This window comes from Sphingomonas sp. J315, assembly GCF_024666595.1.
In the GTDB taxonomy this organism is placed as follows: Bacteria; Pseudomonadota; Alphaproteobacteria; order Sphingomonadales; family Sphingomonadaceae; genus Sphingomonas.
Genome location: NZ_CP088296.1, coordinates 88,445 through 114,738, shown reverse-complemented (window position 1 = coordinate 114,738; position 26,294 = coordinate 88,445). Strand labels below are relative to the sequence as shown.

At 67.3% G+C, this 26,294-nt stretch carries 21 protein-coding genes and 4 pseudogenes; 18 read left to right on the top strand and 7 right to left on the bottom strand.

The window, feature by feature from the left end:
• Positions 1–6: 6 nt before the first annotated feature.
• Positions 7–1,341, top strand: a complete 1,335-nt coding sequence (locus LRS08_RS00605; protein ID WP_257845355.1) for an SPOR domain-containing protein — start codon at positions 7–9, stop codon at positions 1,339–1,341.
• Positions 1,342–1,397: 56 nt separating this feature from the next.
• Here LRS08_RS00605 and LRS08_RS00600 read toward each other — a convergent pair whose 3' ends face one another.
• The 5 genes and pseudogenes from LRS08_RS00600 to LRS08_RS00580 form a co-directional block, all read right to left on the bottom strand.
• On the bottom strand, positions 1,398–2,612 hold the full coding sequence (locus LRS08_RS00600) for a dihydroorotase family protein (protein ID WP_257845356.1): 1,215 nt from the start codon (positions 2,610–2,612) through the stop codon (positions 1,398–1,400).
• Entirely contained in the window at positions 2,609–3,601 is a 993-nt protein-coding gene (locus tag LRS08_RS00595) for an aspartate carbamoyltransferase catalytic subunit (RefSeq protein ID WP_260481209.1), read from the bottom strand. Before LRS08_RS00595 ends, LRS08_RS00600 begins: the two co-directional genes overlap by 4 nt.
• A gap of 56 nt (positions 3,602–3,657) precedes the next feature.
• A pseudogene (locus LRS08_RS00590) lies at positions 3,658–5,215 on the bottom strand (S10 family peptidase).
• A gap of 59 nt (positions 5,216–5,274) precedes the next feature.
• Positions 5,275–5,736, bottom strand: coding sequence for a Holliday junction resolvase RuvX (gene ruvX, locus LRS08_RS00585; RefSeq protein WP_260481208.1), 462 nt, complete (start codon positions 5,734–5,736; stop codon positions 5,275–5,277).
• Complete coding sequence (locus tag LRS08_RS00580; protein ID WP_260481207.1) at positions 5,733–6,884, bottom strand: DUF3089 domain-containing protein; 1,152 nt, start codon at positions 6,882–6,884, stop codon at positions 5,733–5,735. Before LRS08_RS00580 ends, ruvX begins: the two co-directional genes overlap by 4 nt.
• Before the next feature lie 112 nt (positions 6,885–6,996).
• Here LRS08_RS00580 and LRS08_RS00575 point away from each other — a divergent pair, with 112 nt between their 5' ends.
• Genes LRS08_RS00575 through gatB form a run of 6 tightly spaced genes read left to right on the top strand, consistent with a single transcriptional unit; the run spans position 6,997 to position 12,149 of the window.
• The gene (locus LRS08_RS00575; protein WP_257845359.1) at positions 6,997–8,547 is read left to right on the top strand and encodes a DUF4153 domain-containing protein; all 1,551 of its coding nucleotides are present in this window, start codon (positions 6,997–6,999) and stop codon (positions 8,545–8,547) included.
• Entirely contained in the window at positions 8,481–8,729 is a 249-nt protein-coding gene (locus LRS08_RS00570; RefSeq protein ID WP_260481206.1) for a hypothetical protein, read from the top strand. The genes LRS08_RS00575 and LRS08_RS00570 overlap by 67 nt, the downstream gene beginning before the upstream one ends.
• A gap of 42 nt (positions 8,730–8,771) precedes the next feature.
• A complete protein-coding gene (gatC, locus tag LRS08_RS00565; protein WP_145845652.1) occupies positions 8,772–9,059 on the top strand; it encodes an Asp-tRNA(Asn)/Glu-tRNA(Gln) amidotransferase subunit GatC in 288 nt (95 codons plus the stop codon).
• Positions 9,059–10,543 carry an Asp-tRNA(Asn)/Glu-tRNA(Gln) amidotransferase subunit GatA gene (gatA, locus tag LRS08_RS00560; protein ID WP_260481205.1) on the top strand — a complete coding sequence of 495 codons (1,485 nt, stop codon included), beginning with the start codon at positions 9,059–9,061 and terminating at the stop codon, positions 10,541–10,543. Before gatC ends, gatA begins: the two co-directional genes overlap by 1 nt.
• Complete coding sequence (locus LRS08_RS00555; protein ID WP_257845360.1) at positions 10,540–10,692, top strand: hypothetical protein; 153 nt, start codon at positions 10,540–10,542, stop codon at positions 10,690–10,692. The genes gatA and LRS08_RS00555 overlap by 4 nt, the downstream gene beginning before the upstream one ends.
• A complete protein-coding gene (gene gatB / locus LRS08_RS00550; protein ID WP_257845362.1) occupies positions 10,689–12,149 on the top strand; it encodes an Asp-tRNA(Asn)/Glu-tRNA(Gln) amidotransferase subunit GatB in 1,461 nt (486 codons plus the stop codon). The genes LRS08_RS00555 and gatB overlap by 4 nt, the downstream gene beginning before the upstream one ends.
• A 121-nt stretch (positions 12,150–12,270) precedes the next feature.
• Here gatB and LRS08_RS00545 read toward each other — a convergent pair whose 3' ends face one another.
• Positions 12,271–12,465: a hypothetical protein gene (locus tag LRS08_RS00545; RefSeq protein WP_257845363.1), complete on the bottom strand. Its 195-nt coding sequence runs from the start codon at positions 12,463–12,465 to the stop codon at positions 12,271–12,273.
• Between the two features lie 150 nt (positions 12,466–12,615).
• Here LRS08_RS00545 and LRS08_RS00540 point away from each other — a divergent pair, with 150 nt between their 5' ends.
• Together LRS08_RS00540 and LRS08_RS00535 are read left to right on the top strand one after the other, a co-directional pair.
• The gene (locus LRS08_RS00540) at positions 12,616–13,245 is read left to right on the top strand and encodes a hypothetical protein (RefSeq protein ID WP_260481204.1); all 630 of its coding nucleotides are present in this window, start codon (positions 12,616–12,618) and stop codon (positions 13,243–13,245) included.
• A complete protein-coding gene (locus tag LRS08_RS00535; RefSeq protein ID WP_260481203.1) occupies positions 13,242–14,114 on the top strand; it encodes a hypothetical protein in 873 nt (290 codons plus the stop codon). Before LRS08_RS00540 ends, LRS08_RS00535 begins: the two co-directional genes overlap by 4 nt.
• Before the next feature lie 18 nt (positions 14,115–14,132).
• On the opposite strand, the gene LRS08_RS00530 is transcribed toward LRS08_RS00535, so the two are convergent.
• On the bottom strand, positions 14,133–14,318 hold the full coding sequence (locus LRS08_RS00530) for a hypothetical protein (RefSeq protein WP_260481202.1): 186 nt from the start codon (positions 14,316–14,318) through the stop codon (positions 14,133–14,135).
• 114 nt (positions 14,319–14,432) lie between these two features.
• Between LRS08_RS00530 and LRS08_RS00525 the strand changes: the two genes are divergently transcribed.
• From LRS08_RS00525 to LRS08_RS00485, 9 genes and pseudogenes are all read left to right on the top strand, one after another.
• Positions 14,433–15,014 (top strand): ANTAR domain-containing response regulator, encoded by a 582-nt coding sequence (locus LRS08_RS00525; RefSeq protein ID WP_260481201.1) that lies wholly within the window; start codon positions 14,433–14,435, stop codon positions 15,012–15,014.
• An 11-nt stretch (positions 15,015–15,025) separates the two neighbouring features.
• Positions 15,026–16,208, top strand: a pseudogene (locus LRS08_RS00520) (CmpA/NrtA family ABC transporter substrate-binding protein).
• Between the two features lie 252 nt (positions 16,209–16,460).
• Positions 16,461–17,700, top strand: a pseudogene (locus LRS08_RS00515) (nitrate/nitrite transporter).
• 4 nt (positions 17,701–17,704) lie between these two features.
• Complete coding sequence (locus tag LRS08_RS00510; RefSeq protein WP_257845368.1) at positions 17,705–18,904, top strand: alginate export family protein; 1,200 nt, start codon at positions 17,705–17,707, stop codon at positions 18,902–18,904.
• Positions 18,904–21,385 (top strand): annotated as a pseudogene (gene nirB, locus LRS08_RS00505) (nitrite reductase large subunit NirB). The gene LRS08_RS00510 and the pseudogene nirB overlap by 1 nt, the downstream one beginning before the upstream one ends.
• Positions 21,382–21,723 carry a nitrite reductase small subunit NirD gene (gene nirD / locus LRS08_RS00500; protein WP_257845370.1) on the top strand — a complete coding sequence of 114 codons (342 nt, stop codon included), beginning with the start codon at positions 21,382–21,384 and terminating at the stop codon, positions 21,721–21,723. Before nirB ends, nirD begins: the two are co-directional and overlap by 4 nt.
• Positions 21,723–24,317, top strand: coding sequence for a nitrate reductase (locus LRS08_RS00495; RefSeq protein ID WP_260481200.1), 2,595 nt, complete (start codon positions 21,723–21,725; stop codon positions 24,315–24,317). The genes nirD and LRS08_RS00495 overlap by 1 nt, the downstream gene beginning before the upstream one ends.
• Positions 24,307–25,089, top strand: coding sequence for a uroporphyrinogen-III C-methyltransferase (gene cobA / locus LRS08_RS00490; protein ID WP_260481199.1), 783 nt, complete (start codon positions 24,307–24,309; stop codon positions 25,087–25,089). The genes LRS08_RS00495 and cobA overlap by 11 nt, the downstream gene beginning before the upstream one ends.
• Entirely contained in the window at positions 25,073–26,293 is a 1,221-nt protein-coding gene (locus tag LRS08_RS00485) for a molybdopterin molybdotransferase MoeA (protein WP_260481198.1), read from the top strand. Before cobA ends, LRS08_RS00485 begins: the two co-directional genes overlap by 17 nt.
• Position 26,294 lies beyond the last annotated feature (1 nt).

Below are 26,294 nucleotides of genomic sequence, written 5' to 3'. Positions count from 1 at the left end.
AGAGCCATGAACCTTCGCCGCATTTTGACCGTATCGGTCTCCGCATTGGTGCTGGGCGCACCGATCGTCGGTGGCCCGACGCTGATCGGCGGGCTTGCCGTCGCCAGCGGCGGGGTCGAGACCGCCGACCTTCGCCGCGCCGCCAAGGAAGCCGCCGCCGCCACCAAGGCTCTGAAAAAGGGCGAAGGACAGAAGGCGGTGACGCATGCCGAAGCGGCAGTCACGCTCGACCCGCGCAACGGCGAGTATCGCAAGCTGCTGGGTGAAGCCTATTTGTTCGCGGGCCGCTTCATCTCGGCGGCGCAGGCGCTGAACGAGGCGCTGTCGCTCGATCCGGCCAATGGCCGCACCGCGCTCAACCTTGCGCTGGCACAGATTGCGACGGGCGAGTGGGACGTGGCGCGCCAGACGCTGGCAATGCACAGCGCGACGATCCCGGCGAGCGATCGCGGACTTGCGATGGCGCTGGCGGGCGATCCTGCGGGTGCGGTCGGTCTGCTGATGGAAATCGCGCGTCAGCCCGGTGCCGACGCCAAGACGCGCCAGAATCTCGCGCTCAGCCTCGCGCTGGCGGGACAGTGGCAGCAGGCGCGCGCGATTGCGGCGCTCGACCTGTCGCCCGATCAGGTCGACGGGCGGATCATGCAATGGGCGAGCTTTGCGCGTCCGCAGAATGCGTACGATCAGGTGGCGGCGCTGCTTGGCGTCACCCCGATTGCCGATAATGGCCAGCCCGAGCGGCTGGCGCTCGCCCAGTCGATGACCAGCGCTGTTGCGGCGGCGCGCGTCGCCGATCCGGTCGATACCTATATGCCCGGCCCTGCGCCGGTCGAGGCCGTGGCCGCGGTCGCTGCCACCGCGGTTGACGTGGCCGCAACCGATGTCGCTCAGGGCCCGTCGATCACCGCGCCGAGCGGCCAGCAGGTCGTCTTTGGCCCGCGTCAGGAGATTGTTCAGGCAATCCCGACCCGCGCAGTGCGTGCCGAGACCTCGGTCGCCAGCGTCGGCGCGATCAAGCCGGTTCGGGCCGACGTGCCATCGGTCCAGCGCTTCGCCAAGGGGAGCTGGTATGTCCAGCTCGGTGCCTATGACAGCGTCGGCGTGGCGCGGGATGCGTGGGGCCGCCTGGTCAAGCGCACGCCGCAACTCAAGGGTCTGACCCCCGCGAGCGCCAGCGTTTCGACCAGGGCGGGTGCGTTCCAGCGTCTGTCGGTGGGCGGGCTCGCTCGCGCCGATGCCGATGCGCTGTGCCGTGACGTGCGCAGCGATGGCGGGAACTGCTTCGTGCGCAGTGCAGCCGGGGACAAGCCGGCGAGCTGGGTGCGCAGCGCTTCGCGCTGATCGCTTTTGAAAGATTATAAACGGGGCCGGGGAGGAAATTCCCGGCCCTTTTCGATTCACCGGACTTCGCTACCGCCCTTGAACAGCCGCAACGCCTTGCCCTGGACGGGCAGACCGTCGAACGGGGTGTTGCCCGCCTTGCCCGGCATCGTGTCGGCGACAATCTGCCAGGGGGCATCGGGATCGACTAGAACCAGGTCGGCGGGCATGCCCGTCGCGAGCGTGCCGGTTTCGATGCCGAGGATCCGCGCGGGATTGCGCGCGACCAGCGCGAACAGGCGATCAAGGGTGAGATGGCCGTCCCGGACAAGGCCTAGGCCAAGCGTCAGCAGTGTCGCCGCGCCCGCCATGCCCGGCGTCGCATCGGCGAAGGGCAGGCGCTTTTCTTCGGGCCCGCGCGGGTCATGGCCCGAGCAGAGCACATCGATCGTCCCGTCGGCGAGCGCGGCGAGCGCGGCACGGCGGTCGCTGTCGTCGCGCAGTGGTGGCGAAAGGCGCGCGAAGGTGCGGAAATCGGACAGGTTGATGTCGGACAGCAGCAGGTGCGCGGGCGTGATGCCGCAGGTAACGCGCACGCCGCGCGCCTTGGCCGCGCGGATCAGGTCGAACGACGCGGCGGTGGTCAGCTGGCGGAAATGGATCGCCGCACCGGTCGCTTCGGCAAGCGTGAGGTCGCGCTGAACCGCCAATGCCTCGGCAATGGCAGGTGCGGCCGGGAGGCCGAGCCGGGTGGCGGTCTCACCCTCGGTCGCGACCGCGTTGCGGGTCAGCCCGGCATCCTCGGGGTGCGAAATCACGACGAGGCCGCAGTCGCGGGCATAGGCCAGCACGCGGCGCATCACGCCGCTGTCGGCGACCCAGCCGCGCCCGGTGCCGACTGCGCGCGCGCCTGCATCGGCGTTGGTGGCATATTCGGCGAGGTCCACACCCTCCAGCCCGCGCGTGGCGGCGGCGATCGGGTGGACCCACAATTCCGGCTTGCCCATGTCGGCGGCGCGCTGGACGAGGCCGGGGCCGTCGAGCACGGGCGACTGATCGGGCATCAGGCCGACGCGTGCGATCCCGCCAGCTCGGCACGCCGCCTTGTCCATCGCGAACACGCCGAGATCGGTGAGAGCGGGGGCGAGCAGCTTGCCGCCGCACTCGATCACCTCTGCCCCTTCGGGAGCGGTGTCGACGATGCGCTCGTCGGCGACGAACAGGTCGCCGGTTCGCTCGCCACCCTCGGGACAGACCAGCCGAGCATTGCGGAACATGCGCTTCACGTTCATGCCCAGCCCTCCACGCCGCGCGCGCGGCGGGTCAGCACGTCGAGGCACGCCATGCGCACCGCGACGCCCATCTCAACCTGTTCGGTGATCGCCGAGCGGCCGGGCAAATCGGCGACGACCGAGTCGATCTCGACCCCGCGGTTCATCGGGCCAGGGTGCATGATCAGCGCATCGGGCTTGGCGCGCTTCAGGCGTTCGAGCGTCAGCCCGTAATTGAGGTGATATTCGCGGGTCGAGGGGATGTAGGCCCCCGACATGCGCTCATTCTGGAGCCGCAGCATCATCACCACATCCGCGCCCTCCAGCGCTGCATCGAAATCGGTGAAGGGCGTGACGTGCATCTTATCGATCGCGGCGGGCATCAGCGTCGAGGGGGCGACGACGCGCACCTCGGCGGCCAATGCCGTTAGCGCAAGGATGTTCGAGCGCGCGACGCGGCTGTGCAGGATGTCGCCACAGATCACCACGCGCTGATGCGCGACGCTGCCCCGGCGCCGTCGGATGGTGAGCGCGTCGAGCAATGCCTGGGTCGGATGCTCATGGCTGCCGTCGCCGGCGTTTAGAACGGGGCAATCGACCTTGTCGGCGATCAGCTGGACCGCGCCCGACGACATGTGCCGGATCACGATGACGTCGGCGCGCATGGCGTTGAGCGTCATCGCGGTGTCGATCAGAGTTTCGCCCTTCTTCACGCTCGATTGCGCCGCGTGCATGTTGACGACATCGGCACCGAGCCGCTTGCCCGCAATCTCGAAGCTCAACAGCGTGCGGGTCGAGTTTTCGAAGAAGGCGTTGATCTGGGTCAGCCCGTCGAGGCGATGGTCGCTGGGCGCGCGGTTGCGGTTCGCCTCGATCCACTGCTCCGCTTCGTCGAGCAGGAACAGGATTTCGTGCGGCTGAAGCCCGGAAATGCCCGTCAGGTGCGCGTGCGGAAACACGGCGCGCCCCTGAATCTGGGCGCCGGGGCGATGATCGATCGGCGGTTGCATTAAAGCTGCCGGTTAGCGGGGCGGGGCGGGGGTGGCAAGCGCCGTCGCCCCGCCGGTCACTGGCCGGGTTGCATCGCCGGGCGCGGCGCGGCTTGTCCCGGGGCGGCCAGCACGGTGTCGTACCAGCGGGCGAGGTCGCCGTGCATCTTCGCCAGCTCGTCGGGGTTGAGATAGACCATGTGCCCCGCCTCGTAATAAGTGAAGGCGATATTCCGCTGGAGCGTCTCATCCAGCAGCATGTGCGAGGCGTCGAACTCCGCACCGAAGAATGCGGTGGCGAAGTCGTAATAGCCGTTGACGAACATCACCTTCAAATAGGGGTTGGTGCGCATCGTCCAGGCGAGGTCGAGGCCGGAATTGGGCGTGGTCTGCGCGTTGCTGCTGCCCGGCGGGCGGTGGCTCCAGTCCCAGGCGAAGCCTGGGCCGCGCGCGGTCATGCGGTAGTTGAGGTCGGTCTTGTAGCCGAGCACGCGGGTCGCATAATCCTGAAACGTCGCGACGAACGCGCCCGAAATCGCGGTCGAGGACGGGTCGTCGCCCGGGCTGTCAGCATTCGCATCGGTCATGTTGAGCGTGTAGCGCGAGTCGAGCCGGCCCACCGCGAGGCGGCGGTCGCGCAGCAACTCGGTCTGGAAATGCTGGAGGTCGATGCGCAGGTCTGCGCGCAGGATGAAGGCTTCGCTGAGGCCGATATAGGCGGCCATCTGGCGCGCGACCGTCTGCTTCTCCGCTGCCGTGATGTTCGACCCCTTGGCCAGAGCCGCGGCATAGGCGCCGGTGGTGAAGCCGCGCACCTCGTCGAGGAACGCCCGGAGGTTCGCCGGGCGGTTGGGCACCCGGTTATGATACCAGGCGGTGGCCGCCATCGTCGGGAACAGGGTCAGGTAATTCTGGTCATAGCCCGACTGGCGCACGCCATAGTTCATGATCGTCGAGAACTGGACCATGCCGTTGATGCTGACCCCCCGCTTCCTCCAGCTTTGCCGCGACCACCGGGTTGCGCAGCGTCCCATAGCTTTCGCCGAACAGGATCTTGGGGCTCTGCCAGCGGTTGTTCTTGACGATGTAGCGGGTGATCGCGCGGGCGAAGCCCTCCGCATCCTGATCGACGCCCCAGAAATCCCTGCCGCTCTTTTCGCCCAGCGGCCGCGACCAGCCCGCGCCGATCATGTCGATGAAGACGAGGTCGCTCTTGTCGATCAGCGAATAGGGATTGGGGCCGAAGCCATAGGGGGCGGGGCGGATATATTCGGGGTTGGCGGTGGTGACGCGGACCGGAGCGAAGCTGCCCATGTGGAGCCAGATGGTCGGCGAACCGGGGCCGCCATTGTAGAAGAAGGTGACCGGGCGGTTCCCGCCACCATCCTTGGTGTAGGCGGTGTAGAAATAGCTGGCGCTCGGCTTGCCCTCATCATCGCGGATGGTGAGCGTGCCGGCGGTGGCGGTGTAGGGGATGCGCTGGCCGCTGACGGTGACCGCGCCCTTGCTGACGAACGCCTGTTCTTCGACCAGCGCGCGGGCCTGCGCAGCTTCGGCCTCGGCCTTGAGAGACGGCTTGTCCTGCGCCAGCGCGGGCGCGGCGAGCAGGGTGGCGGCGAGAAGCAACTGGCGCATGATAATCCCCCGAATCCGGAGGCGCGACGCTGCCCGTTCGCGCGCGGCTTCGCAACCGGTTACCCGGTCGCCAGCGCGTCGATCGCTCCTTGCAGGATGTAGCTCGCCGCCAGCTTGTCGACCCGTTCGGCGCGCTTGGCGCGGGAGAGGTCTTCGGCGATCATCTGGCGTTCGACCGCGGCGGTCGACCAGCGTTCGTCCCACAGGAAGATGGGGAGGCCGAGGTCGTCCATGTTGCGGGCAAAGGCGCGGGTCGATTGCGTCCGCGGGGAATCGCTGCCGTCGAGGTTCAGGGGGAGGCCGATCACCAGCCCCCTGACCTGCTGCTGCGCGATCAGCGCCACCAGTTCCGCCTTGTCGGCGGTGAACTTGGTGCGCTTGATCAGATGCGCGGGGCTGGCGAAGGACCAGCCCGCGTCGCACAGCGCCGTCCCGATAGTCTTGGTCCCGACATCGAGGCCGAGCAGACGCCCACCATCGGGCAAGGCGGCGCGATAGGCGGCCGGGTCGGTGGTGATCATCCCACCGCTCGCCGCGCGAAGACATCCACCCATGCGCTGCGCCGCGCCCGGTGCACCGCCAGCCGCCGCTCCGCATCGGCGCGGACATTGGCCCAGAACAGCGCATAATCGAACACATGATAGTTGTTGCCGGGCAGGACATATTGACCGCCCACGCCCTCCGGCACCGTCCCGAGCAACAGGATCCCCCGCCCGTCGCAGCGCAGCGTCGTCGCACTCTTCGCCAGCGTCGCGCTGGAGAAATCGGCGGCGGGGACGAGATTGCCGATCTCCGTCGCCGTCGCCGCAGTCGGCGCAGGGGTCCCGGTGACCGGGTTGGTGCAGACCATTTCGGTCCCCTTGCGCGGGGTGCCGGTGAAGCCATTCGAGGCGTCGAAGGTGTCGAGGATCAGCGAGGGATCGGCGGGCTCGGCAAAGCTCTGCCACGACAGGATACAGCCGCTCTGGTCGGCAGCGGTGCATTCGGGCAGGCCCAGCGCGGGCAGATCGGCGGTTTTCGACACCGGCCAGCCGACGACGTATGCCGCAACGATCCGCTTTGCGAGCGGCTTGCCCGCCACGCGGTCGCGGAGCAGCCGGGTGAGGTGGAGCGCGCCCTGGCTGTGTCCGGCAAGGATGATCGGGCGGTCGCCCGCTTCCTTGAGGAACTGGTCGAAGGCGGCGGTGACATCGCGATAAGCGAGGTCGAGCGCCTGTGCAGCGTCCGCCTTGCTGGTCACGAACGCGCCGAACGTTGCCTGACGGTAACGCGGCGCCCAGATCGCGCCTGCGCCGTTGAACGCGCTTGCTTGTCCGCGCAGGAACAGGTTGGCGCGATCATTCGCCTCCTTGTCGTCCAGCGGCGCGTTCCACTTCGCACGGTTGAGGTAGGAGGTCGGGTGGATGAAGAAGACCGCCGCCTCGGGCTTGGCCGCCGGCTTGATCCCCTGCGGCGTCCACAGCGCGGGATTGCCGGGCCGGTCGGGCCGGGCGAGCCACATGTCGGGGCGGGCATAGCTGTCGGCGGGGAGCGCGGCCTGCGATTTGAAGCGGCCGCCCGGGACCATTGCCTGCCGCAGCAGCTCGGCACCCCAGATCCGGTACGCAAAGGTCGCTGCAAGCGCGAGCACGATCAACACCGCCACGATATAGAGGAACTTACGCGCCACTTCGGGCTCTCCATTGTGCAATGCAGCATGACGCGCTGCCGGGCAATCGCTTTCCGTTGCGCGATGGTTGCGAAGGATGCAACCTTGGCGAATGCAATCGAGGGGGCAGGGGATGAACGCAGCGATCGAACCACGGGACGAACGCTGGCCGCTGCTGCCGCCGATCCTGGCCGCGCTCGGGCTGGCGGCGGGGCTGATCGCGCATTGGATCATCGGCACGGGCTATCAGGCAGAGGTGAGCGCGGTGCGACTCGCGCTGCTCAGCTTCGTCAGCGTGTCGGCGATCCTGTTCGGGTTCGTGGTGATCCGCAGCGACCTGATCCGCTCGGCAATCTTCGCACTCGGATGCGGCGCGGTTGCGGCGCTGATCCTCTATTTCAACGGCGCGACATCGGGGTGGAGCGCGACCGAGGGGTGGCGGCTGGTCTGCCTCGCGCTCGCCATCGGCATCGCCGCGCCGCTGTTTCAAGCGGGCCGTGAGGGTGGGTTTCGGCCGCTGTCCTATCCTTTGGCGCACGATCACGCCTGGACCAATGCGGTGCTGTGGTGCCTCAGCTGGGCGTTCGTAGGTGTCGTGCTGTTGCTGGCGTTCCTGCTCGCTGCCCTGTTCGACCTGATCGGGATCGACCTGCTCTCGGATCTGTTGCGAAAGGAGTGGTTCTGGCGACCGCTGGTCGGGCTGGCATTCGGGCTTGGCCTGGCATTGTTGCGTGAACAGCGGCGGATCGTCGGGCTGCTTCAGAATGTCGCGATGCTGGTGCTGGGCGTGCTCGCGCCGGTGCTGGCGGTCGGGCTGGGGCTGTTCCTGCTGGCACTTCCGTTCACCGGATTGCAGCCCTTGTGGGAGGCGACCAAGGCGACCACGCCGATCCTGCTCGCCTGCGCGGTCGGGGCGCTGCTGCTGGTCAATGCGGTGATCGGCAATGGCGACGACGATGCCCCGCGCAACCGCGTGCTCCGCTGGGCGGCGCTGGTGCTGGCGGTGGCGATCCTGCCGCTGGTGGTGATCGCGCAGTTCTCGACCGCGCTGCGCATTGGACAATATGGCTTCACGCCGGAGCGGCTATGGGGCCTGACCTTCGTCATCATCGCGAGCGTGGTGGCGGTCGCCTATCTCGTCAGCGTGATCCGAGGGCGAGGGGCGTGGGCGGAGCGGGTGCGGCCCGCGAACCTGTATCTGGCGATGATCGTGTGCGGCGTCGCGCTGCTCCTGGCGACCCCGCTGGTCAGTTTCAACGCGATCTCGACCCGCGATCAGGTCGCGCGGCTGGAGTCGGGCAAGGTCTCGCCGGAGAAGTTCGACTGGCGGGCGCTGGCGTTCGATTTCGGGGAGCCGGGGCGCCGAGCGCTGGAGCGGTTCAGAACATCGAGCAACGCGGTGATCCGGAAGGGAGCAGCCGAAGCGGCAACGGCCAAGCATCGCTGGGATGCGCCGGACGGTACGCAGGCAACGCGCGAAGAGGCACTCGACAAGACACTTCGCATCCTGCCGGCGGGAGCCCCCTGCCGCCGGAATTGCGCAATGCGATTGCTGAAAGCTGGGAGTGTCGCGAACAACGCTGCACTCTCACATTTCTGTCGGGAGGCAAGGAGGCGGTGCTGCTCACCTATTCGCAACTCAAGCGTGGCGATGGCACGATCGGGCTCTCCACAGGGCGCGTAGAGCGCTACGCGCTCGTAAAAGGTAAATGGACCGATCCGGTCGAAACTGGAAATGCTTCAACTGATGCCGCGGCGAATGCGCGCATCGCTGCCGGGCTGGAGTCGGGCCAGATCGAAGTCCGTCCGGTCCAACGCCGTCAGGTCTTCGTCGGCGGTGTGCCGGTGGGCGATCCCTTCGAATAACCCCGCTTGCTGAAACGGGGGCGTCGCTGCTAGGCGCTCCGCATGTCCGTAGATACCGCCACCGTGAAGAAGGTCGCGAGCCTTGCGCGCATCGCGATCAGCGATGCCGACGCCGAGCGGCTCGCGCCTGAGCTCAACAACATCCTCGGCTGGATCGAGCAGCTGGGCGAGGTCGATACCTCGTCCGTCGAGCCGATGACCGCCGTGATCCCCAACACGCTGCGCCTGCGCGATGACGTCGTCAACGACGGCGACATGCGCGACGCGGTGCTGGCCAATGCGCCGCTCGCCGAGCATGGCTTTTTCACCGTGCCCAAGGTGATCGAATAATGACCGACCTCACCAATTTCGGCGTCGCCGCGCTGCGCGACGGCATCCGCACGGGCGAATTTTCCGCGCGCGAAGTCGCCGACGCATTCATTGTCAAGGTGAGCGCGGCCAAGGCGCTCAACGCCTTCATCGTCGAAACCCCCGAGCACGCGCTGGCCGCAGCGCGTGAGGCCGACGCCGCGCGTGCCGCTGGCGAGACGCTCAAGCCGCTGGCCGGCGTGCCGATCGGCATGAAGGACCTGTTCTGCACCAAGGGCGTGCAGACCACCGCCGCCAGCCATATGCTGGAGGGGTTCAAGCCGGTCTATGAATCGACCGTCTCGCAGAAATTGTGGGACGCGGGCGCGGGCATGCTGGGCAAGCTGAACCTCGACCAGTTCGCGATGGGATCGTCGAACGAGACCAGCTATTTTGGCAATGTGATCAGCCCGTGGCGGCGCAAGGATGGCGGCAATGCCCCGCTCGCGCCCGGCGGTTCGTCGGGCGGCAGCTCGGCGGCGATCAGTGCGCGGCTCGTGCCCGCGGCGACCGGCACCGATACCGGCGGCTCGATCCGCCAGCCTGCGGCCTTCACCGGCATTTCGGGCATCAAGCCGACCTATGGCCGCTGCTCGCGCTGGGGCGTGGTGGCGTTCGCCTCCTCGCTCGATCAGGCCGGACCGATGGCGCGCGACGTGCGCGACTGCGCGATCATGCTGGAGGCGATGGCGGGCTTCGACGCGAAGGACGCGACATCGCTCAAGCTCGACGTGCCGAAGTGGGAGCAGGGGCTGAACCCCGATCTGCGCGGCAAGAAGGTCGGCATTCCCAAGGAATATCGCGTCGACGGCATGCCCGAGGAGATCGAGGCGCTGTGGCAGCAGGGCATCGACTGGCTGAAGGATGCGGGGGCGGAGATCGTCGAGGTCTCGCTGCCGCATACCAAATACGCGCTGCCGGCCTATTACATCATCGCCCCGGCCGAGGCGTCGTCCAACCTCGCCCGCTATGACGGCGTGCGTTATGGCTTGCGCGACCTGCCCGATGGGGCGGGGTTGCAGGACATGTATGCCGCGACCCGCGCTGCGGGCTTCGGCCCGGAGGTGCAGCGCCGCATCCTGATCGGCACCTATGTGCTTTCGGCGGGCTTCTACGACGCTTATTACACCCAGGCGCAGAAGGTCCGCACGCTGATCGCGCGCGATTTCGAGCGGGCGTGGTTGCAGTGCGACCTGCTGCTGACTCCGACCGCGCCGAGCGCGGCGTTCGCGCTGGGCGAGAAGTCGGCCGATCCGCTGGCGATGTATTTGAACGACGTCTTTACCGTGCCGTCCTCGCTGGCGGGCATCCCGGCGATGTCGGTGCCGGGCGGGCTGGACAAGGACGGGCTGCCGCTGGGGCTGCAGATCATCGGCAAGCCGCTGGACGAGCAGGGCGTGCTGAACGCGAGCCTCGCGCTCGAGCAGCGCGCCGGGTTCACCGCGCGGCCGGATCAGTGGTGGTGAGTGCGTTTGACGGGCTTGTAAAAGGGCTCAGCTATCTATTTGAATTTCTCGCCGAGCCGCGCAGAGGATCGAAGCCAGCATTGTCCGAGCGAGATTGGCAACGTCAGCACGATGCGCTGCGTCGAGAAACCGAAGAGCTGAAGAAATGACTGAAGCAGCATACCGCATCAAAGGCGAAACCGGTGAGTGGGAGGTCGTGATCGGCCTTGAGGTCCACGCGCAGGTCACGTCCAACGCCAAGTTGTTTTCGGGCGCCGCGACCGCGTTCGGGGCGGAGCCGAATACGCAGGTCAGCCTGGTCGATGCAGCAATGCCGGGCATGCTGCCGGTGCCCAATGTCGAGTGCATCCGTCAGGCGGTGCGCACCGGCATGGCGATCGACGCGCAGATCAACAAATGGTCGCGCTTCGACCGCAAGAACTACTTCTACGCCGATCTGCCACAGGGCTATCAGATCAGCCAGCTCTACCACCCGTTGGTGGGCGAGGGCGCGATCGAGATCGACGTCGACGGCGAGACCAAGGTCATCGGCGTCGAGCGCATCCACGTCGAGCAGGACGCCGGCAAGCTGATGCACGACCAGCATCCGCGCCTGTCCTATGTCGACCTCAACCGCAGCGGCGTCGCGCTGATGGAAATCGTGTCGAAGCCCGACATGCGCTCGCCCGCCGAGGCTGGGGCGTATCTCGCCAAGTTGCGTTCGATCCTGCGCTATGTCGGCTCGTGCGACGGCAATATGGACCAGGGCTCGATGCGCGCCGACGTCAACGTCTCTGTGCGCAAGCCCGGCGCCGAATTCGGCACGCGGACCGAGACCAAGAACGTCAATTCGGTCCGCTTCGTCATGCAGACGGTGGAGATCGAGGCGAAGCGCCAGATCGAAGTGCTGGAGAGCGGCGGCAAGATCGTGCAGGAAACCCGCCTGTTCGACCCCGATCGCGGCGAGACCCGGTCGATGCGGTCGAAGGAAGACGCGCATGACTATCGCTACTTCCCCGATCCCGACCTGCTCCCGCTGGAGCTGGACGATGCGTTTCTGGAGGAATGTCGCGCCTCGCTGCCCGAACTGCCCGACGCCAAGCGCGCGCGCTACATCGCGGCGGGGGTGACGCCCTATAATGCCGGCGTGCTGACCGCAGAGGTCGAAACCGCGCGTTACTTCGACGCGCTGCTCGATGCCGGCGCAAAGGGCGCGGCGGCGTCGAACTGGGTGACGTCGGAGCTGTTCGGCGCGCTCAACAAGCTGGGCAAGAGCATCGAGGAATCGCCGGTTTCGGCGGCACAGGCCGCCGAGCTGCTCGGCCTGGTCGCTGACGGCACCATCTCGGGCAGCCTTGCCAAGCAGGTGTTCGAGATCATGCTCGAAACCGGCGACAGCCCGGGCAAGATCGTCGAGGAACGCGGCCTCAAGCAGACCAGCGACACTGGCGCGATCGAGGCGGTTATCGCTGAAGTGCTGGCCAAGAACCCCGGCCAGCTAGAGCAGTATCGCGGCGGCAAGGAGGCGCTGTTCGGCTTCTTCGTCGGCCAGACGATGAAGGCGATGGGCGGCAAGGCCAATCCGGGCGTGGTCAATGACCTGCTGAAAAAGGCGCTGGCGGGCTAAGGATCAGTCCGGGGGGTGGGGGTACCCCGGTTTCCCGTCTGATCCTTGAGGATGATCATCGGGCGTGACGCCGCCCTGCTTGTTCGGCTGGGTGCGGTTTTCGTCGGGCATCGGACGTCTCCTATTGAGCGGTGTCGTCCTGGTTCTTGATGACGCCGCCAGTGCCGCCGACGGCTCCGTCCACACCGTCCGGGGGTGTGTCGTCCTGCACATTCTCGATATCGCGGTTGGTATCATCGACTGCGCGCTCAAGATCACTGCGGCGGTCGTGATCGGCTTCGGGCGGGCTGTCAGGATGCGGGTCGCGGTCGGTCATCTTCATTCTCCTTGCCCACCCCAACGATCGGAAACGCCGCGCGGCTCCATCAAAGCGGCTTGTCTGCCGCATCGCGCGCGATAGGCTGCGCAGCGGGGGCGGTCTGCGCGCGATTCGTGTCGGCAAACCGCTGAAAATAGGGGTGTTTGAATGATGGAAGCAGGTTGGGCTCGGCGCGCATGCGCCGCGCTGACGGCGGTTGCGCTGACCTTGCCGGGGGGCGTGGTGGCGCAGGAAACGGCGGGAACGGTCTATCTCGACGATAGCGGATCGCCATTCGGGAAGGCGCCGGAGGAAGCGGGCGACGCGGCGAAGGTGACGATGCCGAAGCTGGACTTTACGCCGTCGCCCACCGATCCTTCGAACTACGACAAATATTATTACTTTGTTCGCGCCGACACGGATTTTGAGACGGCTTATGCCGATATCGTCGAGTGCGATGGCTATGCGCGCGGTCTGGCGAGCGGGATCAGCTACACTCAAGTCCCTTACCCCTATGCCGGAACGATGGCCGGAGCCGTGGGCGGGGCGATCGGCAGCGCGATGGCGATGGCGATCTTCGGTTCGGCGGAAAAGCGCCGCCTGCGCCGCGTGAACATGCGCCAGTGCATGAATTTCAAGGGCTATCAGCGCCATGGCCTGTCGAAGGACCTGTGGCAGGAGTTCCATTTCGAAGAAGGGCTTTCGGACATGCCCGAGACGAGGCGTTTCGCTTATCTCAAGCAACAGGCGCTGGTCGCCGCGACAGCAAAGCCCGAGAGCAAGGAATTGGGGCTGTGAAGGCGCTGTTCATGTCCGCTGCGCTTGCCGCGGTGCTGGCTGCTCCCTCTGCGCTCGCTGCGAAGAAAGAGAAGGTGGTGTTCGTCGAGGCGAGTGCGGTCGCCGACAAACCCGTCGTGACGCTCGACACGACCAAAGCCTATGTCATGCTGCGCTCGGACATTGCCGTTCCGCTCCATCTGATGCGGGTTCCGGACGCAGAGGACCAGGCCAAGTACGACCAGCTGCGCGCCGATTCCTTGACCGAGGCAAAGGAGAAATATGTCCGCAAGGCACGCAACTACGAGCGCGACATGGCTTCTTGGGAGAAATACCCCAAAGGGTCGGCACGCCCGCCCAAACCGGAAAAGCCGGTGGAGCCGACTGATGGGAATTTCGAGTTTGTCCCGTTTGGGCTGATGACCGGGGTGTCGATCGGCCCGCTGTTCCGCTTTTCGAAAGGATCGGGCGGGGACAAGGTCTCGACCTACGTTCATCAGCTCACGCCCGGCACGTACCGCATCTATGGGATGATGAGTGTGGTGCCTGGCGGCGGTGCCTTTGGCAGCTGCTTTTGCATGGGTAGTGTCAAATTCGAGGTGAAGGCGGGTGAGATCACCGATCTCGGCCGCTTCGTTGCGCGCGAATTGCCGAAGCGCGACAGCTCCGACAATGCGATGCCGATGCCGCTAGGGGTCGAATATCGCTTGCCGGTGGCGGGGGAGGCTGCCGACTCTCGACTAGCGGCGCTGCCAGTGCGCCCCGCCAAGCTGAAGCCCGTGGGCAAGCTGCCCAATTACTTCGGTATGACCATAGACCGGTTTCCGGCCACCGCTGGCGTCATCCGTTACGACCGCGACAAGATTGTAGACCTGACCGCAGGAAACTGATCTGCCGGTCAGGCGCGCTCACGCCACCGGCTGAACCGGTGTCGTCGGCGGGTCGCCGCCTGGCTGGGGGGCGGGGATGTCGATGTCGGGGGCGGGGGGCTGGATCTCCGGCGTGACCGGGCCGGGCTGGCCCGGTTGTGGCATCGGGGGTGCCTCGGGCGGGGGGATTGAGGGCTGGGCGGGGATCGGCGGTTCGACGGGCATTTTGGCTCTCCTGTTTCCGGTCGAACGTTTCGCCCATGCTTTGGTTCAGCGGGCTAAAGGAATTGTGCGCCGCAGCATCTGGCGCAGCGGCACGCGATTGCATAGAACTGAACCATGCGGATCGCGATCATCGACACGAGTTCAACGCGCGCCGCGATCATTTCCGACGGGTTGCGGGAGGCGGGACTTGTCGATCTCGTCCTCATCGATCCTGCCGGGCCGCTTGCGGCGCAGATCGAGGCGGCGCGGCCCGAAGTCGTTCTGATCAATCTCGAAAACCCCAGCCGCGACCAGCTAGAGGACTGTTTCGCGATGTCGCGCGCGCTCGACCGGCCGATCGCGATGTTCGTCGATCAGAGCGATGCCGAGGCGACCGGCGCGGCGATCGATGCGGGGGTCAGCGCCTATGTCGTCGACGGGCTGTCGAAACAGCGGATCAAGCCGGTAATCGACCTGGCGGTGCGGAGGTTTCAGGCGTTTTCGCGGCTCCAGCGCGAACTCGACGCGGCGAAGAACGCGCTCGCCGAACGCGCGACGATCGACCGTGCCAAGGCAATCTTGATGAAGAAGCGCGGGATCGACGAGCCCGCCGCCTATGCGCTGCTGCGCGGACAGGCGATGCGGACGAGCCGCCGGATCGTGGAGATCGCGGAGGCGATCGTCACTGCCGAGGCGCTGATGGGGGATTTGCCGTGAGCGACGAGACGATGCGGATCGGCTTTTTGCCGTTGGTCGATGCGGCGCTCCCGATCCTGGCGCACGAACTGGGCTTTGCCGAGGAACAGGGGCTGCGGCTGGAACTGGTCCGCGACATGACCTGGGCGACGGTACGTGACCGGCTGCTCTATGGCCATACCGATGCCGCGCACATGGTCGCGCCGCTCGCCATTGCCACTGCGCTGGGGCGCGGGCGGCCGGCGGTGCCGATGGCGGTGCCGTTCGTGCTGGGGCTCAACGGCAATGCGGTGACTTTCTCGACTGCGCTGGCGGATGCGGTCGGGCTGGGCGAGTCGCTGGGCGATCCGGTCACGATCGGGCGCGCGCTCAAGCAGGTGGCGGGTAAGCGCCGGCTGCGCTTTGGCGTCGTCCACCGCTATTCGAGCCATAACTATATGCTCCGCTATTGGCTGGCCGGGGTGGGCATTCGCCCCGATGTCGATGTCGATATCGTCGTGACCAGCCCGCCCTTTGCCGCCGATGCGCTGGCGGCGGGAGAGGTCGACGGCATCTGCGTCGGCGAGCCGTGGAATTCGATCGCGGTCGATCGCGGGGTAGGGCGGATCGCGCTTGCGACGGCGCAGATCTGGCGGCGCGGGGTAGAGAAGGTGCTGGCGATGCGCAGCGCGGTGGCGGAGGAGCGGCACGATGCGGTGCAGCGGCTGATCCGTGCGCTGCATGCCGCAGCGGCGCATTTCGTCGATCCGGCCAATGCCGAGGCGAATGCCGCGATCCTCGCGCGCAGCGACTACCTCGATGCGTCGCCCGACGCGGTGCTGCGCGCGATCACCGATCGGTTGCGGCTGACCCCGGGGGGCGAGCCGGTCCATTATCCCGATTTCATGTTCCAGTATCGCGAGGCGGCGAACTTTCCGTGGCGCAGCCAGGCGGCGTGGCTCTACGCGCAGATGACGCGGTGGGACGGGGTGGCGTATTCGGATGCCGACGCGGTAACCGCGACCGATGTGTTCCGCCCGGACCTGTACCGTGAGGCGCTGGCTGGATCGGGTGCGCCGCTGCCTGGAGCGAGTTCGAAGCTGGAAGGCGGGCTCGATTCTGCCGATCGGCGTTGGCTCGGTGCAGGGGCGGCTGACCCTGGGTGCCGACCGATTTTTCGACGGAAGGTCGTTCGATCCCGAGGACATCGCAGGATATCTCGCCAGCCTGCCGTGACGCGCTGCACCTAAAAATATTGCACCTGCGAAGATTAGGCTTGCGTGAGCCAAGCGAATCAGGCAGCTTTCTGTCTGTCCGGCGACGACGCTGGAAAGATTGATGCGTGTCGCTGCCAACGGGGGAGCGGATCGCAACAGGCCGGGGCACAAGCTCCTTCAACCTCAACAGGCAACGAAGCCGCCAGGACGCGCCCTTATGGCCGCCGTTCTGGCGGCTTTTTCGTGCCGGTCGCATTCGGGGACTGAGACGATGGCAACCGCATATCTGGACGCACAGCCGTCCGCGACGAAATCCAATTTCTGGTCGAGCGGGCATACGCCGACACTGATTGCGGCGTTTCTCTATTTCGACCTCGCCTTCATGGTCTGGGTAATCCTTGGGCCGCTCGCGCCCGAAATTTCCAAGACGCTGGCGCTGACCCCGGCTGAGAAGGGGCTGATGGTCGCGGTGCCGACGCTGGCCGGGGCGCTGTTGCGCGTGGTCAACGGGCTGCTGGTCGACCGCATCGGGCCGAAAAAATTCGGGGACGATCAGCCAGATCATCGTCATCGTCGGCCTCTTCACCGCCTGGGCGATGGGCGTAACCAGCTTTGCCGGCACGCTCGCACTCGGCGTCATCCTCGGCTTTGCGGGAGCGAGCTTCGCAATCGCGTTGCCGCTCGCCAGCCGCTGGTATCCGCCCGAGCATCAGGGCAAGGCGATGGGCCTTGCCGGCATGGGCAATTCGGGCACCGTGCTCGCCGCCTTGTTCGCGCCGGGCCTCGCCAAGATCTTTGGCTGGAACGACGTGCTGGGCCTTGCCTGCATCCCGCTGACGCTGGTGCTGATCGCCTATGTCTTCATGGCGAAGGACGCGCCGGGTCGCCCTGCCGCGAAGTCGCTCAAGGATTATTTCCAACCGCTCAAGACCGCCGACAGCTGGTGGCTGATGGGCTTCTACTCGGTGACGTTCGGCGGGTTCGTCGGGCTTGCCGCCAGCCTGCCGATCTACTTCACCGACCAGTTCGGGCTGACCACGATCCAGGCGGGCTATGCCACGGCGGCGTGCGTGTTCGCGGGCTCGCTGGTGCGGCCGATGGGCGGCGCGCTGGCCGATGCGATCGGCGGGGTGAAGGCGCTTACGGGCGTGTTCATCCTCGCCGCCTTTGCGCTTGCCGGGGTGGCGATCGCGGACAATTTCGTCACCGCGCTGATGCTGTTCGTGATCGGGATGCTCGCGCTCGGCACCGGCAACGGGTCGGTTTTCCAGCTGGTGCCGCAGCGTTTCTCGGCAGAGATCGGCGTGATGACCGGGCTGGTCGGCATGGCGGGCGGCGTCGGCGGCTTCTACCTCGCTTCCTCGCTGGGCCTCGCCAAGCAGTGGACCGGGAGCTTCTCGCCCGGCTTCCTGATCTTTGCGGGGCTGGCGATCGTCGCACTGGGTGGGCTGATGCTGGTCAAGGCCAAGTGGCGCGCCACCTGGGGTACCGCTGCCGGCGTGCGGATCTGATCCGATGCAGCGGCTCCTTCCCCTCATCGGGCTGGTGGCGGCAACGCCCGCCACCGCCCAGACCCTGACCCTCAAGCCCCTGATCGACGCGCGGCTGCGCTATGAACAGGTCGAACAGGACGGCCTGACCCTGGATGCCGAAGCGGTAACGCTGCGGGTCCGCGCGGGGGTTCAGGCAGGCCATGGCCCGCTGACCGCAATCATCGAGGCGCAGGGCAATCTCGCCATCGTCGATGATCGCTTCGACGGGCTCTCCGGATCGGCGGCGCGACCCCTGATCGCCGATCCGGAGAATGTGGCGATCCACCGGGCGCAGCTCGCGCTCAAGCTGCCGGTGGTCACGCTGACCGCCGGGCGCCAGCGGATTACGCTCGATGACGAGCGGTTCGTCGGCGCGGTCGGGTTTCGCCAGAATGGCCAGAGCTTCGACGCGGTGCGCGCCGAGGTGACCCCGGTGAAGGGCCTCAAGGCCGACCTTGCCTATGCGTGGAGCGTGCGGACGATCTGGGGCATCGACGGGACCGGGGCGCGGCAGCGCGCGGTGGGCGGCGACAATGTTTTCGCCAACCTGTCCTGGACGAGCCCCGTCGGGACGGTCACCGGCTTTGGATACTGGGTCGATCAGGATGAGGCGGCGGTTCAGGGCTTTCGCCTGTCGAGCCGGACGCTCGGCGCGCGGCTGGCGGGGACTCGGAAACTGGGCAAGGCGAAGCTCGCCTATCAGTTCAGCCATGCACGCCAGTCGGACATGGGCCGCAATCCCAACAGCTACGAGGCTGGTTACTGGCTCGCCGATGTGTCGGTGGACCTCAACGGGCCGAAGCTGGGGGCGGGCTATGAGGTGCTCGGTGCCGATAATGGCGTCGCGCTGACCAGCTTCCAGTTCCCGCTCGGCACCAATTTCAAGTTCCAGGGCTGGGCGGACAAGTTCCTGACCACCCCGGCCGATGGTTTGCGCGACCTGTATGTGAATGCGGGCTGGAGCTGGAAGGCGGTCGGCCCGGCCAGGGCGGTGACGCTACAGGCGGTGTGGCACCGCTACGAAAGCGACCGGCTCAACCGGTCCTATGGGGACGAACTCAACCTGCTTGCCTCGGCCAAGCTCGGCAAGACCACCGCGTCGGTGCGCTACGCCGATTACCGCGCCGACGGCTTTGCCACCGACACGCGCAAATTCTGGCTGCAACTGGACTGGACGATCTGATGGAATTGCAACGTATCGAGCGTGCGGAGGGCGATATGCGCGAGCATCTCGTCGTGATCGGCAACGGCATGGCCGGATGCCGCGCGGTCGAGGAAATCCTGGCGCGCGACCCGACCCGCTATCGCGTCACCATCTTCGGCGCAGAGCCGCGGGTGAACTACAACCGCATCATGCTCTCCCCGGTTCTGGCAGGGGAGAAAGCGTTCGACGACATCGTGATCAACGGTGCCGACTGGTATGCCGAGCATGGCATCGACCTGATCGCCGGTGACCCGGTGATCGCGATCGACCGCGCAGAGAAAACGGTGACGTCGCGTCGGGGCGTCACGACCGGCTATGACAAGCTGTTGATCGCGACCGGGAGTGACCCCTTCATCATCCCGGTGCCGGGGCACCAGCTACCCGGCGTGATCGCGTTTCGCGACATGGACGATGTCGGCGCGATGCTCGCCGCCGCCGAGAAAGGCGGGAGCGCGGTGGTGATCGGCGGCGGGCTGTTGGGGCTGGAGGCGGCGCATGGCCTGAGTCTGCGCGGCATGAAGGTGACGGTGCTGCACCTGATGCCGACGCTGATGGAGCGCCAGCTCGACGAGGCGGCGGGGTGGCTGCTCAAACAGGCGCTGGAGGCGCGCGGCCAGGTGATCCTGACTGGCGCGGATACTGCCGAGATTGTTGGCGACGGCAAGGTCGAGGGCGTGGTCCTGAAGGACGGGACGCGGATCGCCGCCGATCTGGTGGTGATGGCGGTCGGCATCCGCCCCTCCACCGGCCTAGCCCGCGCGGCGGGGCTGGAGGTCGGACGCGGGATCAAGGTCGACGATCACATGGTGACCTCCGACCCCGATGTCCTCGCGGTCGGCGAGTGCGTCGAGCATGACGGCAATGTCTATGGCCTGGTCGCGCCGCTGTGGGACATGTGCCGCAGCCTGGCCGATCACATGACGGGCAGCCCTAACGGCTATCGCGGGTCGGTCACCTCGACCAAGCTCAAGGTGTCGGGGATCGACGTGTTCTCGGCGGGGGATTTCTCGGGCGGGGACGGGTGCGAGGATATCGTGATGCGCGACGCGGCGCGCGGCATCTACAAGCGCGTGGTGGTCAAGGACGACCGCATCGTCGGCGCGGTGCTGTATGGCGATACCGCCGACGGCAATTGGTATTTCGACCTGTTGAAGAAGCAGGAGAGCGTCGCGGACGTCCGCGACCTGCTGATCTTCGGTCAGGCCTTCGCCCAGGGAGGGGGCGCGGCGGACCCTAAGGCGGCCGTTGCGGCGCTTTCCGACGATGCGGAAATCTGCGGCTGCAACGGCGTGACCATGGGACAGGTTGTGTCATGCATCGCCAAGGGGTCGCACAGCCTCGATGCGGTGCGCGCCACCTGCAAGGCGTCGGCGAGCTGCGGTTCGTGCACCGGACTGGTCGAGAGCATCCTTGCGTTGACGCTTGGCGATGAGGTTCAGGTCGGTGCGAAGACGATGTGCAATTGCACAAGCTTTGGCCATGACGATGTCCGCCGCGAGATCGTCGCACAGGACATGCGCTCGATCCCGGAGGTGATGCAGAAGCTGCACTGGAGCACGCCGGATGGCTGCTCATCGTGCCGCCCAGCGCTCAACTATTATCTGCTCTGCGCGCTACCGGGCGTCTATGTCGACGATCAGCAGAGCCGCTTCGTCAACGAGCGGATGCACGCCAATATCCAGAAGGACGGCACCTATTCGGTCGTCCCGCGCATGTGGGGTGGCCTGACCAATCCGACCGAGCTGCGCGCGATTGCGGACGTGGTCGAAAAGTACAACGCCCCGATGGTCAAGGTGACCGGTGGCCAGCGGCTCGATATCTTCGGGATCAGGAAAGAGGACCTGCCCGCAGTCTGGGCCGACCTCAACGCCGCGGGCATGGTCAGCGGCCATGCCTATGGCAAGTCGCTGCGCACGGTGAAGACGTGCGTCGGCTCCGAATGGTGCCGCTTCGGCACGCAGGATTCTGACTGGCCTTGGCGTCAAGATCGAGCGGGCAACCTGGGGGTCGTGGATGCCGCACAAGTTCAAGATCGCGGTCAGCGGCTGCCCGCGCAACTGCGCCGAAGCGACGATCAAGGATTTCGGCGTGGTGTGTGTCGACAGCGGCTACGAGCTTCACGTCGGCGGCAACGGCGGCATCCATGTCCGCGCCACCGACCTGCTGTGCAAGGTCGCAACCGAGGCCGAGGCGATCGAGCATTGCGCCGCCTTCATCCAGCTCTACCGCGAGGAAGCGCGCTATCTCGAGCGCACCGCGCCGTGGATCGAGCGGGTCGGGGTCGAGTATGTCCGGTCCCGGCTGCTCGACGACGAACAGGTTCGCGCGGACCTCGCCGCGCGCTTCTTCCACTCGCAGAGCTTTTCGCAGGACGACCCCTGGGCGCAGCGCGCGCAGGGTGCCGAGCGCGAGCATCACGCGCCGATGGCGCGCTTCACCCCGGTTGGAGAGATGGCATGACCACCGCAGAGTGGCTCGATATCGGCTGGCTGAACGAAATCCCGGTGCGCGGCAGCCGTACGGTGCAGGTCGAGGGCGGCGGCGATATCGCGATCTTCCGCACCGGCGAGAATATGGTGTTCGCGCTGCTCGACCGCTGTCCCCATAAACATGGGCGGCTCAGCCAGGGCATCGTTCATGGCGGCGCGGTGGCGTGCCCGCTGCATAACTGGCGCATCTCGCTGACCACAGGCGAAGCGCTGGGTGAGGACAAGGGTTGCACCCCTACTGTGCCGGTCAAGATCAGTGCCGGGCGGGTACTGATCTGCCGCGCGAGCACGCTGAAGGCGGCCGCCTGATGCCCGAAGCGGTCCGCACCACCTGCGCCTATTGCGGGGTCGGCTGCGGGATCCGCGCGACCGTCACGGGCGAGCGGGCGGTGCAGATCGAGGGCGATCCCGACCATCCCGCCAATCGCGGGCGGCTGTGTTCGAAGGGCACGCATCTGGGCGAGACGGTCGGGCTGGAGGGGCGGCTGCTCCACCCGATGATCGGCCTTAAGCGCGCAAGCTGGGAAAAGGCGCTGAACCTCGTCGCCAAACGCTTCCGCGACACGATCGCGCGGCATGGGCCGGGCAGCGTCGCCTTCTACGTCTCTGGCCAGTTGCTGACCGAGGACTATTACGTCGCCAACAAGCTGATGAAGGGGTTCATCGGCACGGCGAACATCGACACCAATTCGCGGCTGTGCATGTCGAGCGCGGTGGCGGGGCACAACCGCGCGTTCGGCGAGGATGTCGTGCCCGCCAGCTATGACGATCTCGACGCCGCCGATCTGATCGTGCTGGTGGGCAGCAACACCGCATGGTGTCACCCGATCGTCTATCAGCGCATCGCCGCACGGCGCGAGGCTGGGGCGAAGTTGGTGGTGATCGACCCGCGCCGGACCGAGACTGCCGAGGGTGCCGACCTGCACCTCGCGATCCGGCCGGGCAGCGACGTCGCGCTGATGAACGGGCTGCTGCACTGGTGCCGCGAGGCGGGCGCGATCGACGCGGCATATCTCGCTGCGCATGTCGCGACGCCGGAGAATTTCTGGGACGAGGTAGGAGAGGGGAGTGACCTGTGGTCGGTGGCGCGCGTCTGTGACGTGCCGCCATCAGACCTCAGGCGCTTCTTCGAGCTGTTCGCCGCGACGCCGCGCACGGTGACGATGTTCAGCCAGGGGGTGAACCAGTCGCTGAACGGCACCGATCAGGTCAACGCGATCCTCAACGTCCATCTGACGACAGGACGGATCGGCAAGCCGGGTGCCGCGCCGTTCTCGATCACTGGCCAGCCCAATGCGATGGGCGGGCGTGAGGTAGGGGGGCTCGCCTCCACCCTCGCCGCGCACATGGACTTCGCGCCGGAGAACCGCGACCTCGTCCAGCGCTTCTGGGCCTCGCCGGCGATGGCGGAGAAGCCGGGACTGAAGGCGGTGGACCTGTTCCGCGCGATCGAGGAAAGGCGGATCAAGGCGCTGTGGATCATGGCGACCAATCCCGCCGTATCGATGCCCGATGCAGGCCGCGTGCGCGAGGCGATGGCCGCCTGTCCCTTTGTCGTGGTCAGCGACGTGATGGAGCGCACCGACAGCGTCGACTACGCCCATGTCCGCCTGCCCGCCGCCGCATGGGGCGAGAAGGACGGAACCGTCACCAACAGCGACCGCACGATCAGCCGCCAGCGCGCGCTGTTTCCGCTGCCCGGTGAGGCCAAGCCCGACTGGTGGATCGTGAAAGAGGTCGCGCGGCGGATGGGGTGGAAGACCGCCTTTGCCTATGACCGCCCCGCCGAGATCTGGCGCGAGCATTGCCGCCTCTCGACCTATGGCAATGACGGCAAGCGCCTGTTCGCGCTGCCCGATGGCGGGGCCGGGGGCAACGCCGCCTACGACGCGATGACACCGTTCCGTTGGGGCGGCGTGCCGTTCGCCGATGGCCGTTTCTCGACGCCGGACGGGCGCGCACGGCTGGTCAGCGTGACGCAGAGGGCGATCCCCGCGCCGCTGCGCGACTGGCCGATGACGCTCAACACCGGGCGCTATCGCGACCAATGGCACACGATGACCCGTACTGGCCTGTCGCCGAAATTGGCGCGCCACCGCGAGGAGCCGCTGGTCGAGGTACATCATGAGGATGCCGCCGAGTTGGGGCTGACCGATGGCGGCCTGGCGCGGGTCGCGACGCCGCAAGGGGACAGTATCTTCCGCGTTTCGCTGACCGATGCGCAGCGGCGCGGCGAGCTGTTCACGCCGATCCACTGGACCGACCGGACCTCCACCGGTGGGCGGACCGGGCTGCTCCCGCGTCCGCTCACCGATCCGCATTCGGGCCAGCCGGGGTTCAAATCGACGCCGGCGAAGATTGAGCCGGTGGCGACCGAATGGCGTGGCTTCCTGATCCTTTCCGGCGAGTTGGCCGCGCCGCCGCGCTGCCTGTGGGCGACGCGGGTGGCGGTCCCGCAGGGCAGCTTGTGGGAGTTGGCGGGCAATGGCGACACAGCACGGATCGAGGCGCTGCTGCCGCGCGGCGAGCGCGTCGAGGCGTTCGATGCCGCGCGCGGCACGCGGCGGATTGCCGTGCTCGACACGGGCAAGCTCGCGGCGGTGCTGTTCGTCACCCGCACCGGCGAGCTGCCGTCGCGCGACTGGCTGATCGCACAGCTGGCCGAGGAACGTGCCGCGCCGACCCTGCTCGCCGGGCGCGCGCCGGGGGCGCAGCCCGATCGCGGCGCGGTGATCTGCGCCTGTTTCGATGTCGGGCTCAACACCATCGTCGCGGCGATCCGCGACCGGGGGCTGGCCGATGTCGCCGCGATCGGCGGCGCGTTGCAGGCCGGAACCAATTGCGGATCGTGCCGCCCGGCGCTCGCCCGCATCCTTTCGGAGGTAACGTCCGATGCAGCATGACGATTTTCCAGCGGGCAGCGTATGGCTGGTGGGTGCAGGGCCGGGCGATCCCGATCTGCTGACGCGCAAGGCCGTGCGGCTGATCGCGGCGGCGGACATCGTCTATTATGACGCGCTGGTCGGGCCGGGCGTGCTCGACCTGATCCCCGCCGGGGTCGAACGGGTCAGCGTCGGCAAGCGCGCCGGGCTGCATTCGAAGGATCAGGGGAGCATCGACGCGCTGCTGGTCGCCGCCGCGCGTGCGGGGCGGCGGGTGGTGCGCCTCAAAGGCGGCGATCCGTCGATGTTCGGGCGATCAGCGGAGGAAATGGCCGCGCTGCGCGATGCAGGGTGCATCGTGCAAGTTTGCCCCGGCGTCACTGCGGCGAGCGCGGCGGCGGCATCTGCCGGTGTGTCGCTGTCGCTGCGCGGGATGGCGCGCGAGGTGCGATTCGTGACCGCGCACAGCCGCAACGGCACCGCGCTCGATCTGGATTGGGCCTCGCTCGCCAGTCCGGGCGCAACGCTCGCTTTCTATATGGGGCGCGGCGCGGCGGGGGAGATTGCGCGGCGGTTGATAGGCGCAGGGCTCGACCGCACGACCCCGGTGCTGATCGCGTGCAATGTCAGCCTGACGGATGAAAAGCGGCTGGCGACCCGGCTCGATCTGCTCGACATCGCCACCCGTGCCTTTGCGGAGGACGCACCGACGCTGATCCTGATTGGCGAAGCGGTGGGCGGTGCGGGCGTCGCGCGGGTCATCGAGGAAGCGGTGTATGGCGCGGATGGCTGAGATCACTGCCTGCGCCGCGACGCTCGATTTCGACGCGGCACAGGCGATCCTTGCGGCGCACGCGTTGCCGTTGGGGAGCGAGACCGTCGCGCTTGCGGATGCGGCCGGGCGGGTGCTCGCCGATCCGGTGGTCACACGGATTTCCGCGCCGCGCTGGGATTGTGCGGCGATGGACGGCTATGCGGTGCGGAGCGCCGATCTGGCCGACGACACGCCGCTGCGCGTCGCTGGCACGCGCTACGCAGGTGCAGCGGCGGACGGGCGGCTCGCGCCGGGTGAGGCGATGCGGGTGATGACCGGCGCGCCGCTGCCCGATGGGGCGGATCGCGTGGTGATGGTCGAGCGCAGCGCAGCGAGCGGGGCGCTGGTGCGGCTTTCGCCCCGGGCGGGAGAGCGGGCGCATGTGCGCCGGGTGGGAGAGGATTTCGCGGTCGGGACGCCGGTCGTGCCGCGCGGCACCCTGCTCGAGCCGGGCGCTTTGGTGGCGGTCGCTGCGGCGGATGTCGGCGCGGTCAGCGCCTGGCGGCGTCCGCGCGTGCGGCTGCTGGCGGCCGGGGACGAGATCGTCGCGCCGGGAAATGCTGTGGCAACGCGCCATGCCATCCCCGACAGCCTGTCGATCGCGCTCGCCGCCTTTGCGCGCGGCTGGGGGGCGGAGATGGTCGCGAGCGCGCGCGTCGCCGACGATCCGGCAGCAATCCGCGCTGCCGCGCGCGCTGCGCTGGTCGATGTCGATGTGCTGGTCATCGCGGGCGGAGCCTCACGCGGCGACCGCGACCATTGCCGCGCGGCGCTGGCCGCGCTGGGGCTGGAGATCGCCTTCGCCGATATCGCGATCAAGCCGGGCAAGCCGGTGTGGTTCGGCCGGCTCGGCAGCCTTGCGGTGCTGGGCATCCCGGGCAATCCGACCGCCGCGCTCACCGTCGCGCGCCTGTTCCTCGCACCGCTGCTCGCCGGACTGGGCGGACGGCCGCCCGACGCGGCGCTCGACTGGGAACAGCGCCCGCTGGTCGCGCCGATCCCATCACAGAGGGATCGCGAGGGCTTTTTGTGCGCGGCCCGGGTGGATGGCGGCGTCCGGCTGCTCGATCGTCAGGCGGCTTCGGGACAGGGAATGCTCGCACAGGCTCGTTATCTACTGCGCCGCCCGCCTCATGCGCCGGCTGCAGTTGCGGGGGACCCGGTCCCCGTGCTGGCGCTCTAGC

Bases quoted from the DNA above. Each gene is read 5' to 3' on its own strand.
- LRS08_RS00605 (WP_257845355.1), top strand. From the start codon at position 7: ATGAACCTTCGCCGCATTTTGACCGTATCGGTCTCCGCATTGGTGCTG.
- LRS08_RS00600 (WP_257845356.1), bottom strand. From the start codon at position 2,612: ATGAACGTGAAGCGCATGTTCCGCAATGCTCGGCTGGTCTGTCCCGAG.
- LRS08_RS00595 (WP_260481209.1), bottom strand. From the start codon at position 3,601: ATGCAACCGCCGATCGATCATCGCCCCGGCGCCCAGATTCAGGGGCGC.
- ruvX (WP_260481208.1), bottom strand. From the start codon at position 5,736: ATGATCACCACCGACCCGGCCGCCTATCGCGCCGCCTTGCCCGATGGT.
- LRS08_RS00575 (WP_257845359.1), top strand. From the start codon at position 6,997: ATGAACGCAGCGATCGAACCACGGGACGAACGCTGGCCGCTGCTGCCG.
- gatC (WP_145845652.1), top strand. From the start codon at position 8,772: ATGTCCGTAGATACCGCCACCGTGAAGAAGGTCGCGAGCCTTGCGCGC.
- gatA (WP_260481205.1), top strand. From the start codon at position 9,059: ATGACCGACCTCACCAATTTCGGCGTCGCCGCGCTGCGCGACGGCATC.
- gatB (WP_257845362.1), top strand. From the start codon at position 10,689: ATGACTGAAGCAGCATACCGCATCAAAGGCGAAACCGGTGAGTGGGAG.
- LRS08_RS00545 (WP_257845363.1), bottom strand. From the start codon at position 12,465: ATGACCGACCGCGACCCGCATCCTGACAGCCCGCCCGAAGCCGATCAC.
- LRS08_RS00540 (WP_260481204.1), top strand. From the start codon at position 12,616: ATGATGGAAGCAGGTTGGGCTCGGCGCGCATGCGCCGCGCTGACGGCG.
- LRS08_RS00530 (WP_260481202.1), bottom strand. From the start codon at position 14,318: ATGCCCGTCGAACCGCCGATCCCCGCCCAGCCCTCAATCCCCCCGCCC.
- LRS08_RS00525 (WP_260481201.1), top strand. From the start codon at position 14,433: ATGCGGATCGCGATCATCGACACGAGTTCAACGCGCGCCGCGATCATT.
- LRS08_RS00510 (WP_257845368.1), top strand. From the start codon at position 17,705: ATGCAGCGGCTCCTTCCCCTCATCGGGCTGGTGGCGGCAACGCCCGCC.
- nirD (WP_257845370.1), top strand. From the start codon at position 21,382: ATGACCACCGCAGAGTGGCTCGATATCGGCTGGCTGAACGAAATCCCG.
- LRS08_RS00495 (WP_260481200.1), top strand. From the start codon at position 21,723: ATGCCCGAAGCGGTCCGCACCACCTGCGCCTATTGCGGGGTCGGCTGC.
- cobA (WP_260481199.1), top strand. From the start codon at position 24,307: ATGCAGCATGACGATTTTCCAGCGGGCAGCGTATGGCTGGTGGGTGCA.
- LRS08_RS00485 (WP_260481198.1), top strand. From the start codon at position 25,073: ATGGCGCGGATGGCTGAGATCACTGCCTGCGCCGCGACGCTCGATTTC.